Origin of the sequence: Hymenobacter ruricola (assembly GCF_015694525.1) — a bacterium.
Classification (GTDB): Bacteria; Bacteroidota; Bacteroidia; order Cytophagales; family Hymenobacteraceae; genus Hymenobacter; species Hymenobacter ruricola.
Genome location: NZ_JADQDM010000004.1, coordinates 287,322 through 302,734 on the forward strand (window position 1 = coordinate 287,322; position 15,413 = coordinate 302,734).

Consider the following 15,413-nt stretch of genomic DNA (forward strand, 5'->3'; position numbering starts at 1 on the left):
GTGAGAAGGTCCTTCGCTGCGCTCAGGATGACAGGCAATTAGTTCTCTTACCGGCGCTGCGACGACTCCCGCACCAGCAGCCGGGGCTTGAGCACGATGGGCTTGGGCGGACCCTGGCGGTTGGGGCCGCTTTTCAGCATTTTTTGCAGCAATTGCACCGCCGTTTTGCCCATTTGCTCGCAGCGCTGGTCCACGCTGCTCAGCATGGGCTCGGTGAGCATGGTGAACATCTCGTTGCTGAAGCCCACCACGGCCACGTCTTTGGGCACGCGCAGGCGGGCGCTTTTCACCGCCTGAATGGCGCCGATGGCCGCCAGGTCGTTGCTCGAAAACACGGCGTCGGGGCGCCGGGGCAGCTTCAGAAGCTGGCGCATGGCCTGGGTGCCGCCCTTCTGGCTCATCTCGCAGAACATAATCAGCTCCTCGTCCAGGGGCAGGCCGTGGGCGGCAAGGGCGTCGCGGTAGCCCTGGTGGCGGTTTTTGTGAATGTTGAGGTGCAGCGGGCCGGTGAAGTGGGCAATGCGGGTGCAGCCCTGCTCGATGAGGTGCGTCACCACCTGGTAGGCGCCTTGGTAGTCGTCAATCATCACGGCGCTCACGTTGCTGCCGCTGAAATCTTCCACCACGCGGTCGAAAAACACCAGCGGGATGTTCTGCTGGCGCACGGCCTCGAAGTGGCCGAAGCTCTGCGTGGTGTTGGCCAGCGACACCAGGATGCCTTCCACCTGCGAGTTCATCAGCAGGTCGATGTTTTTCTGCTCCTGGCGCGCATCTTCGTTGCTCTGGCAAATCATCACGTTGAAGCCCAGCTTGGCGGCTTCGGTGGCGATGCCGTGCACCACCTGCGGGAAAAAGTGGCCCGTGATGTGCGGCACCAGCACGCCCAGCGTGTTGCTGCGGCCCCGGCGCAGGGCGGCGGCCAACTGGTTGGGCTGGTAGTGCAGCTCTTCGGCCAACTGGCGCACGCGGGCCTTGGTGGCCTCGCTCACGTCGTCGTGGTCGCTCAGGGCCCGCGAAATGGTGGAGGGAGAAAGCCCCAGCGTCTTGGCCAGGTCAGTGATGGAGGCGCGGCGATTGGCCATCTGTTCGTTGTAGCGAAGTGAAAAAATACCCGAACCCGGCGCATGTGCCGGAGTCGCGGGCCCGGGTGCGGCCGAAAGCACGAGCTGCTTTCGCCCAGCGCCGGGCCCGCGCGGGGTGCTGACAAGTTACCGAAAGCTGATGAGCGCCGTGACAAGGGGCGCTCCTTCCGGGTATAGATGGGAATTCGGCCGCAATCTACTAGCCGCAGATGAATCCGGGCCGGGGCCCGCCATATTTCCCGCCTTCGGCACCGTCGGACTTATCCGAAGCTTCCCGGCCCCAACGGCCCCGCCCCGGCTTTTATTCTATCACCAGCCCAAACTTGGCCACCACGCCCACCAGGCCTTGCAAGGTGAATTTGGCCCCGAGCAGCGGGTTGGTTTCGGGGTCGATGATGAAGCCGGTGGCGGAAGTGAAATCGGCCCCGGCCAGCCTGGTGTTCTGAAACACCGCGCCGGCCAGCGCGCAGTCCTGAAACACGGCGCCGGTCAGGTCGGCGTCGGCAAAATCGGCTTCTTCCAGCCCGCAGCCCACGAAGCGGGTGCCAGGCATGGTGCGGCCCGCGAAGGAGGCGTAGCGCAGCTGGCACTGGTCGAAATGCACGCCAAACAGCATGTCGCGGCAGGCCGTGAACTGCAGGCCCAGCAGCTTGCAGTCGGCAAAGGCCACGTTTTGCAGGGCCGTGCCCGCCAGCCGCACCGTTGCCAGGTTGCAGTGCTCAAACAGGCACTCGCTGAAGCGCAGCCGGCTGAAATCGGCGCCGCTGAAATCGCAGTTCACAAAGCGGAACTCGTCGAACTCGGCGTGGCCCAACAGGTGCCGGGCGTCCCAGCCCACGGCCACATTGTCACCAGGGAAATGGTCGGGTTTGCGCAGGGCAGCGGGCTTGCGGCGGGCGGGTTTCATAAGTAGCTGAGACAGGTTTGCAGCTACGAAGAACGTCATGCTTCGCTGGCGCTCGGCATGACGTTCCTTTTCTTTTTCTACTAAAAGCCGCTACAGCTTCACCACGCGCAACGCCTGGCTGAAGCCTTCGCCGCGCAGGCGCAGCAAGTAGGCGCCCGGCGCCAGCCCGGCCGTGCGGCGGCCGATTTCCGCCTGCAGCTCGGCGGCTGAGCCGTGCAGCGCCAGCACCCGCTGGCCCAGCGACGAGAGCACCTCCAGCGTGAGCGGCTGCGTGCCCAACGACGCGCTGAGGCGCAGGTTGAAAGCGCCCGAAGTCGGGTTCGGGAAAGCCTCAAACTGTACGCCCGCGGCCGGTTTGGTGGCGGCCGTCACCACGCCGGTAAAGTTCAGGCCGATGAGCACGGGGTCGTGGTCGGAAGAGCGGAAGGGGCTGGTGATGTCGGTGTTGGCACCGGCCACGTCGTACTCCAAAAACTCGGGCTCGGCGGCGTTGATGTGCCACTTTTCCACGGCGGCGTGGCCCACCAGGTTGGGCGTGAGCACGGCGTGGTCGAGGGAGCCGCTCATACCGTCGAAGACGTAGGAGGCGCTGCTGGCCGGGCTGCCCAGCACGAAGCCGGCCGCCCGCAGAATGTCCATCGGGTCTTCTTCGTAGTTGGCGTTGTAGTCGCCCACGCTCACCACGTAGCGCGTGCCGGCGGGCTTCACCACGGCATTAATAAACTGGACCAGGGCCGTGGCCTGCTGCTTGCGGCGCAGGTTGCTGCCGCCCTGGCCGTCGCCCTGGTCGGCGTTGGCGCCGCTGCCGCTGGCTTTCGACTTGAGGTGGTTCACCACCAGCGCAAACGTGTCGCGCGGGGCCGTAGCGCGGTTGGTGATGAAAAGCTGGGCCAGCGGCGGCCGCTCGAAGGTGCCCGTGACGGTGGCCAGCAGCGCGGGGCCGTAGGGCGTGAGGGCGGCGGGCTTGTAAATGATGGCGCAGTGAATGAGGTCGGTGTTGTTGAGCTGGCGGCTGGCGCCGCCGTCGTTGATGAAGGCGTAGGTGCCCGCGCCCACGGCCTGATTCAGGCCATTGACGAGGTCCTGCACGGCGGAAGTGGCGCCGGTGCCGTCGTTTTCAATTTCCATCAGGCCAAACACGTCGGCGTTCATCTGCGCGAGGGCGGCGAGAATTTTGCTGCGCTGCCTTTCAAAATCAGCTTGCGTGTTGGCGCCGCGCGCGGTGGGGAAGCCGCCGCCCGCGCCGTCGCCGTTGAAGAAATTGAGCACGTTCATGCTGGCAACTTTCACGTCAATGGGCCCGAACGTGGGCACGGGCGGGCGCACGGTGGTCACCACTGGGGCGTTGGCGCCGGGCAGGGGCTGAATGCGCCATTTGCTGGAGCTGTAGCCCATGATGCCGCGCAGGCTGGCAATGGTGCTGCCCACGCGCACGGTTTGGGTGGCGGCGTCGAGGTAGGGGATGGGCGTGGGGTTGACGGTGACGCGGCCGTCGTCGAGCAGCAGCGACTTCTGCACGTTGGCGGCCTGGTAGGCGTTCACGGCGGCCACGTTGGTGGTGCCGGTGCTGCTGGTGCCGGTGGCGGGGTCGTCGTTGGGGTCCACGAACTGGGTGGGCTGGTACACGAGGCCCTGGGTGGAGAGGTTGAGCACGCCCTGAGTTTTGACCGTGGCCACGTCGGACACCGTGACCGGGGCCGAAAACTGCACCAGCATGCCTTCCAGGGGCTCGGCATCGGCCGAGACGGCAAAGGTGGCGTTGTTGATGGTGGCGAAGGGCGGCAGGGCCTGGGCCGTGGCCAGCACCGTGATGCTGGGGCCGGTGAGCACGGCCTGGCCGTTGGAGGGCGTGGTGGGGGTTTCCTGCACGGCGCCGGTGATGCGCACCCGCGTGCCGGGCGCCACCGTGGGGTTGGTTTGCACCACGTAGAGGGCGTCGGAAGTGGCGGGGTCGCCGTCGGCGCCGGCGGTTTCGTTCTGCACGTAGAAGCCGGCCGGGCTCAGGCCCGAATACACGGCTGTCACGATGCCCTCGATGGTGTAGGTACCGGCCGTGGCCAGCACGCCGCTGGTTTGGATGGTGCCGATGGGCGTGACCGTCTGGGCCTGCGCCGGGGCCGTGCCGGCCGCTAGCAGCGCCGTGAAAACAGCCCCAATCGAGCCGGTAAAAAACTTCATCATGCAGTTGAAAATTGAAATAACCCCAATTCGGGGCTGTAAATGTACTGGGGTTTGGGCAGTCGTGCTGGCCGAACCCCAAATCCGGCGGATAAGTGCAATGCCCAAATGCTGTGGCAACTAAGCAGCGGGCCCGGCACGTAAGCAGGGCAGCCCCTTTTCCACTTTTTCACGTCCCTCCCCATGTTTCAAGAAACTACGCCCGCCCTGCCCGCCACTGCCGATGCGGAGCCCGGCCACGACGAATCGCGCCGCCAGTTCATCCACCACGCCGGGCGCGGCCTGCTGGCCGTGGGCGTGGCCAGCGCCCTGCCCGTGGCCGCCGCCGAAGCCGCTGCGGCCTCGGCTGATGCCGCCGCGCCGCCCGTCAGTGGCCCGCTCGACATCAAGCTGCCCGCCCTGGAAGCGCCCACCGACCCCAAGGGCGCCCAGCCCTTCAACCCCGACGCGCCCGAGCGCCGCGTGGGCTACGCCATCGTGGGCCTGGGCCACCTCACGCTGAACGAGATTCTGCCCGCTTTCGGCCAGAGCAAGCACGCCAAACCGGTGGCCCTGGTGAGCGGTGACCCCGAAAAAATGCGCAAAGTGGCCCAGCAATACGGCATCAAGGCCAGCAGCTGCTACTCCTACCAGACCTACGACCAACTCAAGGACAACCCCGAAGTGGAGGTGATTTACATCGTGCTGCCCAACTCCATGCACCACGAATTCACCATCCGCGGCGCGAAGGCCGGCAAGCACATTCTCTGCGAAAAGCCCATGGCCGTGTCCTCTAAAGAGTGCGAGGAAATGATTGCGGCCTGCAAAAAAGCCGGCAAAAAGCTCATGATTGCCTACCGCATTCAGTACGAGCCGCTGAACCGCATGGCCCAGCAAGCGGTGCGCGACAAAACCTACGGCAAGCCCAAGCTCATCCAGATGGTGAACAACCAGAACCAGGCCCATGACCAGCAGTGGCGCCACAAAAAAGCCCTGGCCGGCGGCGGCTCGCTGCCCGACGTGGGCCTGTACTGCCTCAACACCACGCGCTACTTGCTGGGCGAGGAGCCCACCGAGGTTTCGGCCCAGATATACACCACGCCCGGCGACGACCGGTTTAAGGAAGTGGAAGAGAACGTGACGTTTACGATGCGCTTCCCCAGCGGCGTGATTTCGCAGTGCATGACCGGCTACGGCACGTTCAACAACAAGAGCTACATGGTGCACTGTGAGGAAGGCACCATCAAAATGGACCCGGCCTTCACCTACCAGGGCCTGCACCAGGAGCGCGTGCACGCCCCCAAAGGCAAGCAACTGAAGGAGACGCCCAACGACCCGCAGAAAGACCAATTTGCGCTGGAGCTGGACCACATGGCCGACTGCGTGCGCAACAATAAAACCCCCTTCACGCCCGGCGAAGAGGGCCTGCAGGACCAGCGCATCATGGAAGCCATCTACCAATCGGCCAAGGAAAACAAGCCGGTGAAGCTGCCGGCCGTGGCCAAGATTGATGCTTTCCGGGGTTCGCCGCCGCAGGAGGAAGAGGCTTGAGGAGCAGAGCCAAACACGATGGTCATGTCGAGCTTGTCGAGACATCTCGCTCGGGGCAGTAATCAATGGATTAGTGGCGGCACGCGAGATGTCTCGACAAGCTCGACATGACCGTTCTCACCGCTCGACATGAGCGTTCATCTTTATTTTCCTAAAATTCCCACCACCATGCGCACCATCAAGCAGTTGCACCGGGCCGTTAATGCCCCCATTGCCGACCTCGTGACTTACCGGGCGCTGCCCACTAGCTCGGTGGAGTACCTCGACCCGTTTCTGTTTCTGAACCACCACGGCCCGCAGGTGTACCGGCCCAGCAACAAGGGCCTGCCCTTCGGCCCGCACCCACACCGCGGGTTCGAGACGGTGACCTTTATTCTGGAAGGCGACATCCTGCACAAGGACACCGGCGGGCACGAAAGCGTGATAAACGCCGGCGGCATTCAGTGGATGACGGCCGGCAGCGGCCTGATTCACGCCGAAGTTTCCTCCGAAGCGTTCAAGCAAACGGGCGGGCCGCTCGAAATCCTGCAACTCTGGGTGAACCTGCCGGCCAAAGACAAAATGGTGGCGCCGCGCTACATCGGGCTGCAAAAAGACGAGATTCCGGCCGTGACGCTGGATGGCGGGGTGGTCGTGCACGCCGTGTCGGGCGAGTGGGCCGGCACCGCCGGGGCCGTGCAGCCGCTGGCCGACGTGGCCCTGGCCTGGCTGGAGTTGCCGGCTGGCAGCCGCGTGGTGCTGCCCGTGGCGGCGGCGCGCACCGTTTTCTTCTACGTGGTGCGCGGCGCGGTGCAGGTGAGCGGCGCCGAAGCCCAAGCCCGCCAGCTGGTCGAGTTCAACCACGACGGCGACGAGCTGGCCATTGCGGCCCTGGCCGATGCCGTGCTGCTGCTGGGCCACGCGCTGCCGTTTAATGAACCGGTGGTGTCCTACGGGCCGTTTGTGATGAACACCGAGGCCGAGATTCAGCAAGCCTACCGCGACTACCAAAGCGGGGCTTTCGGCGCCTGGAAAGGCTAGTTTAACGAAAAGCCGCGCCGCCGCATAACCTCAACCGCGCGTTGATGGTTGAGGCGTGCAGCCAGCGCAATTCGCGCCTGCGGGCCAGTTGCCGGCTTTGCTTTTGTCTTCATGTTGTTAATGCTCAAACCTTCGCCCCGCACCCTTTATTTCGAAAACAGCATTGGCCGAATCTGGGAAGAGCCCCAGGGCTACGTACGGCTGGAATACCGGCCCGGCGCGCGCGAAATGGTGCAGTTTCGGGCCCTGCTCACGCATCTGGCGCAGGCCCTGCTGCGGCGCCAGTGGTCGAAGGCGCTGATTGACCAGCGCGCCATGGCGCCCTACACCCCCGCCGAGCTCGACTGGATGACCAACGAGTGGCTGCCCGGCGCCGTGCGCGACTGCGGCTACCGCCACGGCGCCGCCCTGGTGGCGCACGACGTATTCGCCCGCCTCGCCATGAACCAGCTGGTGATGGCCAACCGCGGCCTGGCGCACGTGTACCGCACCTTCGAGAACGAAGCCGAGGCGACTGAGTGGCTGGAGTCGGTAGGGAGTTAGAAAAACGGCTGTCATCCTGAGCGCAGCGAAGGACCTTTTCACGTCAGAATATAGCATTCCAACGTGAAAAGGTCCTTCGCTGCGCTCAGGATGACAGCCGTTTTTCTTACCCCTTAACCCCTGCCGCCAACTCCACGTCCACCTGCCCGGCCAGCAGGTCCTCAAACGTCTGGCGGCGGCGGATGAGGCGCAGCTCGCCGCTTTCGTCCAGCAGCACTTCGGCCGGGCGGGGGCGCGAGTTGAAGCTGCTGCTCATCTCGAAGCCGTAGGCGCCCGCGTTGTGGAAAGCCAGCAGGTCGTTTTCGCGGATTTCGGGCAGCAGCCGGTCCCAGGCGAAGGTGTCGGTTTCGCAGATGTTGCCCACCACGGTGTAGAGGCGCTCGGTGCCCTTGGGGTTGGTCAGGTTGCTGATGTGGTGGTAGCTGTCGTAGAACATGGGCCGAATCAGGTGGTTGAAGCCCGAGTTCACGCCCGCAAACACCGTGGCGGTGGTTTGCTTCACCACGGCCACGTTCACCAGCAGGAAGCCGGATTCGCTCACCAGGTACTTACCCGGCTCAAACCAGCATTCCAGCGCGCGGCCGTATTCTTTCTCGAAGGCTTTGAAGGCCTGCGCCACCTGCGTGCCCAGCGCGTTCACGTCGGTTTCGGGGTCGCCGGGCTTGTAGGGCACCTTGAAGCCCGAGCCCAGGTCCAGAAACTCCAAATCGGGGAAGCGCGTGGCGGCGTCGAACAGAATGTCCAGGGCCCGCATGAACACGCCCACGTCCTTGATTTCGGAGCCCGTGTGCATGTGCAGGCCGCGCACGTGCAGGCCGGTGCCCTTCACCACGCGCTCCAGGTGCCGCATCTGGTGGATGCTGATGCCGAATTTGGAGTCGATGTGGCCGGTTTGAATCTTGTAGTTGCCGCCGGCCTCGATGTGCGGGTTCAGGCGTACGCACACCGGGTACGAGCCCCCAAACGTGGCCCCGAAGCGCTCCAGCAGCGAGATGTTGTCGATGTTGAGGTTGACGCCCAGGTTTTTGGCTTCCACCAACTCCTCAAACGTTACCGAGTTGGGCGTGAACAGAATGTCATCTGGCGCGAAGCCGACGTGCAGGCCCAGCTTAACTTCGTTGATGCTCACGCAGTCGAGCCCCGAGCCCAGCCCGTGGATGCGGCGTAGCACGGCCACGTTGCTCAAGGCTTTGCAGGCGTAGAAAAAGCGCGTTTTGTGCCCCTTGAAAGCGGTGGTCAGCTTCTCATACTGCCGCGTGATGGCGGCGGCGTTGTAAACGTAAAGCGGGGTGCCGAACTGCTCGGCGGCGGCGCGCAGCGCCTCGTTGATATTCGACATAATTACAAAAGTACGACTTGGAAGAGTCGTTGAATGGGCCGTTTCAACCCAACGAACGTCATGCAGAGCGCGGCGCAGCATCTTTACCGCAGCAAGTAGTTTGATTGCGTTACGCGGTAAAGATGCTGCGCCGCGCTCTGCATGACGTTCTTTCTTGCTGCTTAATTCCCCTGTTTTGTCCTCATCTCGTTTCCAATGCCTGCTCCTCAACCTCTCGAAGTCTGGCTGCGCGGCCCGCTGCCCGGCGTGCCGGCCCTGCTCCAGCCCGTGGCCCACGCCCTGCTGCAGGCCCGCGAAGAACTAACCGCCGCCCTGCACGACTTTCCGCCCGCGCTGCTCAACGAGCGGCCCGCGGGCGTGGCCTCCGTGGGCTTCCACCTCCAGCACCTGGCCGGCGTGCTCAACCGCCTGCTAACCTACGCCCGCGCCGAAGCCTTGACCGACAGCCAGTTCGCCGATTTTCACGCCGAAGTGCCGCCGCTGCCCATCGAGCCCGAAGCGGTGCAGCGGCTGGTGGCGCGTTTCAGCCAGGAAGTCGACGCGGCGCTGGCCCAGCTGCAAACCACCGACGTGGCCACCCTCGCGGAGGGGCGCGGCGTGGGCCGGGCCCAGGTGCCGTCCACCGTCATCGGCATCCTGACCCACGCCGCCGAACACACCACGCGCCACCTCGGCCAGCTGCTGGTAACGGCCAAGTGGGTGCGCAGCTTGAGCTTGGTTTGAAGCGAATGAAAAAACGTCATGCAGCGCGCCGCGAAGCATCTCTACCGCGCAAGTAATTGGTTTGCGTTGCACGGTAGAGATGCTTCGCGGCGCGCTGCATGACGTTCTGTTATTACCGTTGGCCCGCCACGGCGTGCACGCGCGGCTTCGCGCGTTCGTACTGCGGCGGCCAGGGCACTTCCACGCCCAGCTCGTGCGCCGCAAACAGCGGAAAGTAGGGCTCGCGCAGAAACTCGCGGGCCAGCAGCACCAGGTCGGCCTGGCCGTTGGCCAGGATGGCTTCGGCCTCGGCGGGGTTGGTGATGAGGCCCACCGCGCCCGTCCGAATGCCGGCTTCCTGCTTGATGCGCTCGGCAAAGGGCACCTGATAGCCGGGGCCCACGGGAATGGGCGCCTTGGGCACGTTGCCGCCGGTGGAGCAGTCTATTAGGTCCACGCCGCGGGTTTTGAGCAGGGCGGCCAGCTGCACGGCGTCGTCGGCGTTCCAGCCGCCTTCCGTCCAGTCGGTGGCCGAAATGCGCACGATGAGCGGCAACTCCTCGGGCCACACCTCGCGGGTGGCGGCCACTACTTCCAGCAGCAGCCGGACGCGGTTTTCAAAAGAGCCGCCGTACTCGTCGGTGCGCTGGTTGCTCAGCGGCGACAGAAACTGGTGCAGCAGGTAGCCGTGGGCGCCGTGCAGCTCAATCACCCGGTAGCCCGCGGCAAGGCAGCGCTGGGCAGCAGCCCGGAAGTCGGCAATGACTTTCTGAATGCCTTGGGCGTCGAGGGCCTGGGGCTGGGGGTAGTTGGGAGCAAAAGGAACGTCGCTGGGGCCCACCACTGGCCAGCCGCCTTCGCTTTCGGGCACGGTGCCCTCGCCCCGCCACAGGGCGTAGGTGCTGGCCTTGCGGCCGGCGTGGGCCAGCTGGATGCCCGGCACGCTGCCCTGGGCCGTGATGAACTCGTTGATGCGACGCAGCATGGGCAGGTGCTCGTCTTTCCAGATGCCGAGGTCTTCGGGGCTGATGCGGCCTTCCGGCGACACGGCCGTGGCTTCCTGGATGATGAGGCCGGCGCCGCCCACGGCGCGGCTGCCCAGGTGCACGAGGTGCCAGTCGTTGGCAAAGCCGTCCTGAGCGCTGTATTGGCACATGGGCGACACCACGATGCGGTTTTTGAGGGTGACGCCGCGCAGGGCCAGGGGTTCAAATAGCTTAATCATAAAGGGCAAAGAGTGAGGTCAGCAACCAAGCTGCCTTAACCCACTTTTGGCCGTCCGGGTTATCGGCAGCCCGATAAACGGCCACTGTAACATCGAAACTGGGCACCGCGGACAGCCACGGCCGGTGGCCGGGACCGTACCTTTGTGGCCTCCTCGTATTGGCCCGAAAAAATGTCGGCAACGGTCTTTCTGCTGTTCTTTACCCTGCTTTTTGTCCCGGCGCAGGCCCCGCCACCAGCCCTCGTGTTTCCGGTGCCCAGCGGCGTGGCCCGCCAGCTATTCTACCTGCAGCGCGACCCCAACACCAACACGGTGATTTACCAGCTGAACGTGGACCGCGCCGGCCGCCTCGACGAGGACGAGCCCGTGAACGCCTTCTGGATTCGCTACGACGAGCACGGCGAGCGCAAGGAGCTGAACTTCATTCAGCGCAAGTTTGCCTACGGCCTCACCGCCGAAAAGCTGGCCGCCGACAGGTACGAGCTGAAGTTTGCGGCCTACAACAAGGTTCGTTTCTTCCTGCAAAAGTCGCTCATCGACAAGAGTTTTCACGTGTTTGCCACGCTCGGCGGCAAGCAGCTGCAGCTGGAGCGTGTGTTTCTGCGCATCGAAGGCGGCACGTTTTGGGTGCCCAACGTGAAGTACATCGAATTCAAGGGCCTGAACACTGCCACCCGCGAGCCGCTGACGGAGCGCATCATGCTGTAGCGGCGGCCTCGGGCCGTTTGGATTTCTGGCGGGCGTGCCTATCTTGCCGCCGCAACCAACCCGCTCATGCTCCAGACGCGCACCTTTTTCGGCTATTATTACCTCTACGCCCCCGCGTAGAGTGAGCCGTCGTTTGTAGCTAACCCGCAGACTTCTCCAGCGCCGCTCGTTCATCGGGAGGCGCTTTTTTAATGCCCGATTCACTCATGCTACCCTCGCCGCAGGCTCTTTCTTATTACGGCTATTACTCCTTCTGCCCGAAGAAGCCGGCCCGCTGTTGCCCGAGTTAATCCCTCCAACTCACCGCCAACAACCCCAGGGCCCCCGCATTTCGGAGGCCTTTTTTATTGCCTATTCCCATGCATATTTCCGTGGCCCGCCGCCTGGCCCATACCGGCGAATACTACTTCTCGCGCAAGCTGCGCGAGCTGGCCGCCCTGAACGCGGCCGGCGCCAGCATCATTAACCTCGGCATCGGCAGCCCCGATTTGCCGCCGCACCCCAGTGTGGTGGCGGCCCTGGCGGCCGGCGCCACCCAGCCCGGCGCCCACGGCTACCAGGGCTACCAGGGCACGCCGGCCCTGCGCGGTGCCCTGGCCGAATTCTACCAGCGGCACTACGGCGTGACGCTGGACCCCGCCGGTGAAATCCTGCCGCTGCTGGGCTCCAAAGAAGGCCTCATGCACATCGCCATGACCTTTCTGGAAGCCGGCGACGCGGTGCTCATCCCCAACCCCGGCTACCCCACCTACCGCGCCGTGGCCGAAATCAGCGGGGCCGAAGTGCGCGAGTACGACCTGTGCGCCGCGGCCGGCTGGCTGCCCGATTTGGAAGCCCTGGCCCGAACCGACCTTTCGCGGGTGAAGCTCATGCTGGTGAACTACCCGCACATGCCCACCGGTGCCGCGGCCGACGAGGCCTTTCTGACCCAATTGGTGGCCTTTGCCCGGCGGCACCACATCCTGCTGGTGCACGACAACCCCTACGGCTTCATCCTGAACGAAACGCCGCCGCTGAGCCTGCTGGCCGTGCCCGGCGCCCGTGAGGTGGCGCTGGAGCTGAATTCGCTCAGCAAGTCGCACAACTTGGCCGGCTGGCGCGTGGGCATGCTGTGCGGCCGCGCCGACCTTATTGGCGAGGTGCTGCGCTTCAAAAGCAACATGGATTCGGGCATGTTTTTGCCGGTGCAGCAGGCGGCCGTGGCGGCCCTGGCGCTGGGCCCCGAGTGGTTTGCGGAGCTAAATGCCACCTACCGCGCCCGCCGCGAGCTGGTGCGGGCGCTGCTGCGCGCCCTGGGCTGCGCACCGGCGCCGGGCCAGGTGGGCCTGTTCGTGTGGGCCGCCGTGCCGCCCGAGTACGCCGACGGTTACGCCCTGAGCGATGCCGTGCTGGCCGAAGCGCGGGTGTTTCTCACGCCGGGCGGCATTTTCGGCAGCAACGGGCGGGGCTACGTGCGGGCCAGCCTCTGCCAGCCCGAGGGCGTGCTGCGCGAGGCCCTGGACCGGGTGCAGCCGGCTGTCATTCTGAGCGCAGCGAAGGACCTTCTCACGCCTGAACAACTGCCGCGCTGACGTGACAAGGTCCTTCGCTGCGCTCAGGATGACAGCCGACTGCACCAATCCGCCAATCCACTAATCCACTATGCTACAATACAACCACATGACTATCACCATCATCGGCCTCGGCCTCATCGGCGGCTCATTGGCGCTTAGCCTGCGCCAGCAGGGCTTGGCCCGGCATTTCGTGGGCGTGGAGGCCAGCCTAGCCCACGCGCGCCGCGCCCTGGAGCTGGGCTTGGTTGATGAAATCGAAACCGACCTTTCCACGGCCGTACGCCAAGCCGATTTCATTGTGGTGGCGGTGCCCATGGACGCCATGCTCGCGGTGCTGCCCGCCGTGCTCGATGCCGTGGCCCCGCCCCAGGTCGTCATCGACGTGGGCTCGACCAAGCAGGCGTTGCTGGCCGCCGTGGCCAGGCACCCGCGCCGCGGCCGGTTTGTGGCCGCGCACCCCATGGCCGGCACCGAGCATTCGGGGCCGGAGGCGGCCGTGCCGGGCCTTTTCGATGGCAAAACCGTGGTGCTGTGCGATGCCGAGCAAAGCGACCCCGACGCTGTGCAGCTGGTGGAAAAGCTGTTTGGCGCGCTGGCGATGCGCCTGCTCTGCCTCGATGCCGCGGCCCACGACCTGCACACGGCCTACGTGTCGCACATCTCGCACATCACCTCGTTTGCGCTGGCCCTCACGGTGCTGGAAAAGGAAAAAGAGGAGCAGCGCATCTTCGATTTGGCCAGCGGCGGCTTTGCCTCCACGGTGCGGCTGGCCAAGAGCTCGCCGGCCATGTGGGTGCCCATCCTCCGCCAAAACCGCCTGAACGTGCTCGACGTGCTCGATGAGCATTTGCACCAGCTGCAGCACCTGCGCAAGCTGCTGGCGCGGGAGGATTACGGCAGCCTGACCCAGCAGATTGAGCAAGCCAATCACATTCGCAAAATCCTGCCCTAAGGGCCAAAACAGCACGTCATGTCGAGCTTGTCGAGACATCTCGCGTGGGGCAGTAATCCAATCGATTGACTCAGTGACCCAAGCAAGATGCTTCGACTGCGCTCAGCATGACCGTCTGAAATAAAATAAAAACCAACCTATTCCCATGAATTCACTCACCATTCCTGCCATGAAATCGGCCCTGTTCAACCGCCAGCCCGACGACAAGCCCTTTCTCATTGCCGGGCCGTGCTCGGCCGAAACCGAGGCGCAGGTGCTCGAAACCAGCCGGCGCCTGGCCGCCACCGGCAAGGTGCAGGCCCTGCGCGCCGGCATCTGGAAGCCGCGCACCAAGCCCGGCGGCTTCGAGGGCGTGGGCACCCGGGGCCTGCCCTGGCTCAAGAAAGCAGGCGAGCTAATGGGCCTGCCCACCGCCGTGGAAGTGGCCACCGCCAAGCACGTGGAAGACTGCCTGGCCTTCGGCATCGACATTTTGTGGGTGGGCGCCCGCACCACCGGCAACCCGTTTTCGGTGCAGGAAATCGCCAACGCCCTGCGCGGCGTGGACGTGCCGGTGCTGGTGAAAAACCCCATTCACCCCGAGCTGGAGCTGTGGGCCGGCGCCGTGGAGCGCCTGCAAAAAGCCGGTTTGCAGCACGTGGGCCTCATTCACCGCGGCTTTTCGAGCTATGGCAACACCGATTTTCGCAACGCGCCGATGTGGCACCTGCCCATTGAGATGAAGCGCCGCTTGCCCGGGCTGCCGCTGCTCTGCGACCCCAGCCACATTTGCGGCCGGCGCGACACGCTGGCGGCCGTGGCCCAGCAGGCTCTCAACCTGGGCTTCGACGGCAACATGCTGGAAAGCCACATCGACCCCGATAGCGCCTGGAGCGACGCCCGGCAGCAAATCACCCCCGAAGTGCTGCGCGACCTGATTGAGGCGCTGGTGTGGCGCCACGAAACCACCGACCAGCGCGAGTTTCTCACGGCGCTGGCCAGCTTCCGCGAGCAAATCAACCAACTCGACGCCGAGATAATGCAGCTGCTGGGCCGCCGCATGGCCGTGGCCGAGAAAATTGGTCAGTACAAAAAGGAAAACGACATCACCATCCTGCAAACCAACCGTTTCAATGAGGTGCTGGACCGGGCCTTCCGCCAGGGCGCCTCGGTGGGGCTAACGCGCGAGTTTGTGGAGCAGTACTTTGCCGCCGTACATTTAGAGTCCGTCAACCGCCAGAACAAAGTGATGGAGGGCTAGCGCCGGACAGCCCCGCATTCTGCGGGATGTAGGCACACAAAATAGCGTCTTGTGCGCGTTTTATACTAATAGTATATAAAAAACTCGCTTCACGCGCAGTGAGGCGAGTTTTTTATGCTGTGCAAGGAATAATTACTCCTTGCGACGGCCGCGCAAACGCTTCAGGCCAAAGCCGACGCCCGCGGCCAGCAGCAGTGAAGCGCCGCCATCAAGCGGCACATCGGTGGCGGCGGGCGTGCCGGGAGCGGGACCGCCGGTGCTGGGGCCCTGCGCCAGCGCCTGCGAAGCGGCCCCCGCTGCCAGCCAGAACACGGCGGCCGCCAGCGTCAGGCGCCAGATGTTGTTAGGTTTGTTCATGAGAAAATGGGATACAAAATATGGGAGAAATGACCATGCCGGCCCGGTAGAAGCCCCCGGCCGTCCACGGCAGCCGG

Annotated in this window: 14 protein-coding genes; 8 read left to right on the forward strand and 6 right to left on the reverse strand. The window is 64.5% G+C overall.

Annotation, left to right across the window (positions count from 1 at the left end):
• Positions 1–47 precede the first annotated feature (47 nt).
• From I2H31_RS11215 to I2H31_RS11225, 3 genes are all read right to left on the reverse strand, one after another.
• Positions 48–1,082: a LacI family DNA-binding transcriptional regulator gene (locus I2H31_RS11215; protein WP_196293123.1), complete on the reverse strand. Its 1,035-nt coding sequence runs from the start codon at positions 1,080–1,082 to the stop codon at positions 48–50.
• A gap of 301 nt (positions 1,083–1,383) precedes the next feature.
• Positions 1,384–1,989, reverse strand: coding sequence for a pentapeptide repeat-containing protein (locus tag I2H31_RS11220; protein WP_196293124.1), 606 nt, complete (start codon positions 1,987–1,989; stop codon positions 1,384–1,386).
• Positions 1,990–2,079: 90 nt separating this feature from the next.
• Complete coding sequence (locus I2H31_RS11225; protein ID WP_196293125.1) at positions 2,080–4,170, reverse strand: ExeM/NucH family extracellular endonuclease; 2,091 nt, start codon at positions 4,168–4,170, stop codon at positions 2,080–2,082.
• A gap of 180 nt (positions 4,171–4,350) precedes the next feature.
• On the opposite strand from I2H31_RS11225, the gene I2H31_RS11230 reads away from it, so the two are divergent.
• From I2H31_RS11230 to I2H31_RS11240, 3 genes are all read left to right on the forward strand, one after another.
• Positions 4,351–5,697, forward strand: coding sequence for a Gfo/Idh/MocA family protein (locus I2H31_RS11230; RefSeq protein ID WP_196293126.1), 1,347 nt, complete (start codon positions 4,351–4,353; stop codon positions 5,695–5,697).
• A 168-nt stretch (positions 5,698–5,865) separates the two neighbouring features.
• Entirely contained in the window at positions 5,866–6,717 is an 852-nt protein-coding gene (locus tag I2H31_RS11235; protein ID WP_196293191.1) for a pirin family protein, read from the forward strand.
• A gap of 120 nt (positions 6,718–6,837) precedes the next feature.
• Positions 6,838–7,260: a hypothetical protein gene (locus I2H31_RS11240; RefSeq protein ID WP_196293127.1), complete on the forward strand. Its 423-nt coding sequence runs from the start codon at positions 6,838–6,840 to the stop codon at positions 7,258–7,260.
• A 106-nt stretch (positions 7,261–7,366) separates the two neighbouring features.
• On the opposite strand, the gene lysA is transcribed toward I2H31_RS11240, so the two are convergent.
• Positions 7,367–8,599: a diaminopimelate decarboxylase gene (lysA, locus tag I2H31_RS11245; protein WP_196293128.1), complete on the reverse strand. Its 1,233-nt coding sequence runs from the start codon at positions 8,597–8,599 to the stop codon at positions 7,367–7,369.
• Positions 8,600–8,794: 195 nt separating this feature from the next.
• Between lysA and I2H31_RS11250 the strand changes: the two genes are divergently transcribed.
• Positions 8,795–9,322: a DinB family protein gene (locus tag I2H31_RS11250; RefSeq protein WP_196293129.1), complete on the forward strand. Its 528-nt coding sequence runs from the start codon at positions 8,795–8,797 to the stop codon at positions 9,320–9,322.
• Positions 9,323–9,434: 112 nt separating this feature from the next.
• Here the strand turns inward: I2H31_RS11250 and I2H31_RS11255 are convergent, their stop codons facing one another.
• On the reverse strand, positions 9,435–10,526 hold the full coding sequence (locus I2H31_RS11255; RefSeq protein WP_196293130.1) for an NADH:flavin oxidoreductase/NADH oxidase: 1,092 nt from the start codon (positions 10,524–10,526) through the stop codon (positions 9,435–9,437).
• Positions 10,527–10,697: 171 nt separating this feature from the next.
• Here I2H31_RS11255 and I2H31_RS11260 point away from each other — a divergent pair, with 171 nt between their 5' ends.
• From I2H31_RS11260 to I2H31_RS11275, 4 genes are all read left to right on the forward strand, one after another.
• Entirely contained in the window at positions 10,698–11,234 is a 537-nt protein-coding gene (locus tag I2H31_RS11260; RefSeq protein ID WP_196293131.1) for a DUF4833 domain-containing protein, read from the forward strand.
• 359 nt (positions 11,235–11,593) lie between these two features.
• The gene (locus tag I2H31_RS11265) at positions 11,594–12,805 is read left to right on the forward strand and encodes a pyridoxal phosphate-dependent aminotransferase (RefSeq protein WP_196293132.1); all 1,212 of its coding nucleotides are present in this window, start codon (positions 11,594–11,596) and stop codon (positions 12,803–12,805) included.
• Positions 12,806–12,875: 70 nt separating this feature from the next.
• On the forward strand, positions 12,876–13,739 hold the full coding sequence (locus tag I2H31_RS11270) for a prephenate dehydrogenase (RefSeq protein ID WP_230687682.1): 864 nt from the start codon (positions 12,876–12,878) through the stop codon (positions 13,737–13,739).
• Between the two features lie 145 nt (positions 13,740–13,884).
• The gene (locus I2H31_RS11275; RefSeq protein WP_230687683.1) at positions 13,885–14,979 is read left to right on the forward strand and encodes a chorismate mutase; all 1,095 of its coding nucleotides are present in this window, start codon (positions 13,885–13,887) and stop codon (positions 14,977–14,979) included.
• Between the two features lie 132 nt (positions 14,980–15,111).
• Here the strand turns inward: I2H31_RS11275 and I2H31_RS11280 are convergent, their stop codons facing one another.
• Positions 15,112–15,336, reverse strand: coding sequence for a PID-CTERM protein-sorting domain-containing protein (locus I2H31_RS11280; protein WP_230687684.1), 225 nt, complete (start codon positions 15,334–15,336; stop codon positions 15,112–15,114).
• Positions 15,337–15,413 lie beyond the last annotated feature (77 nt).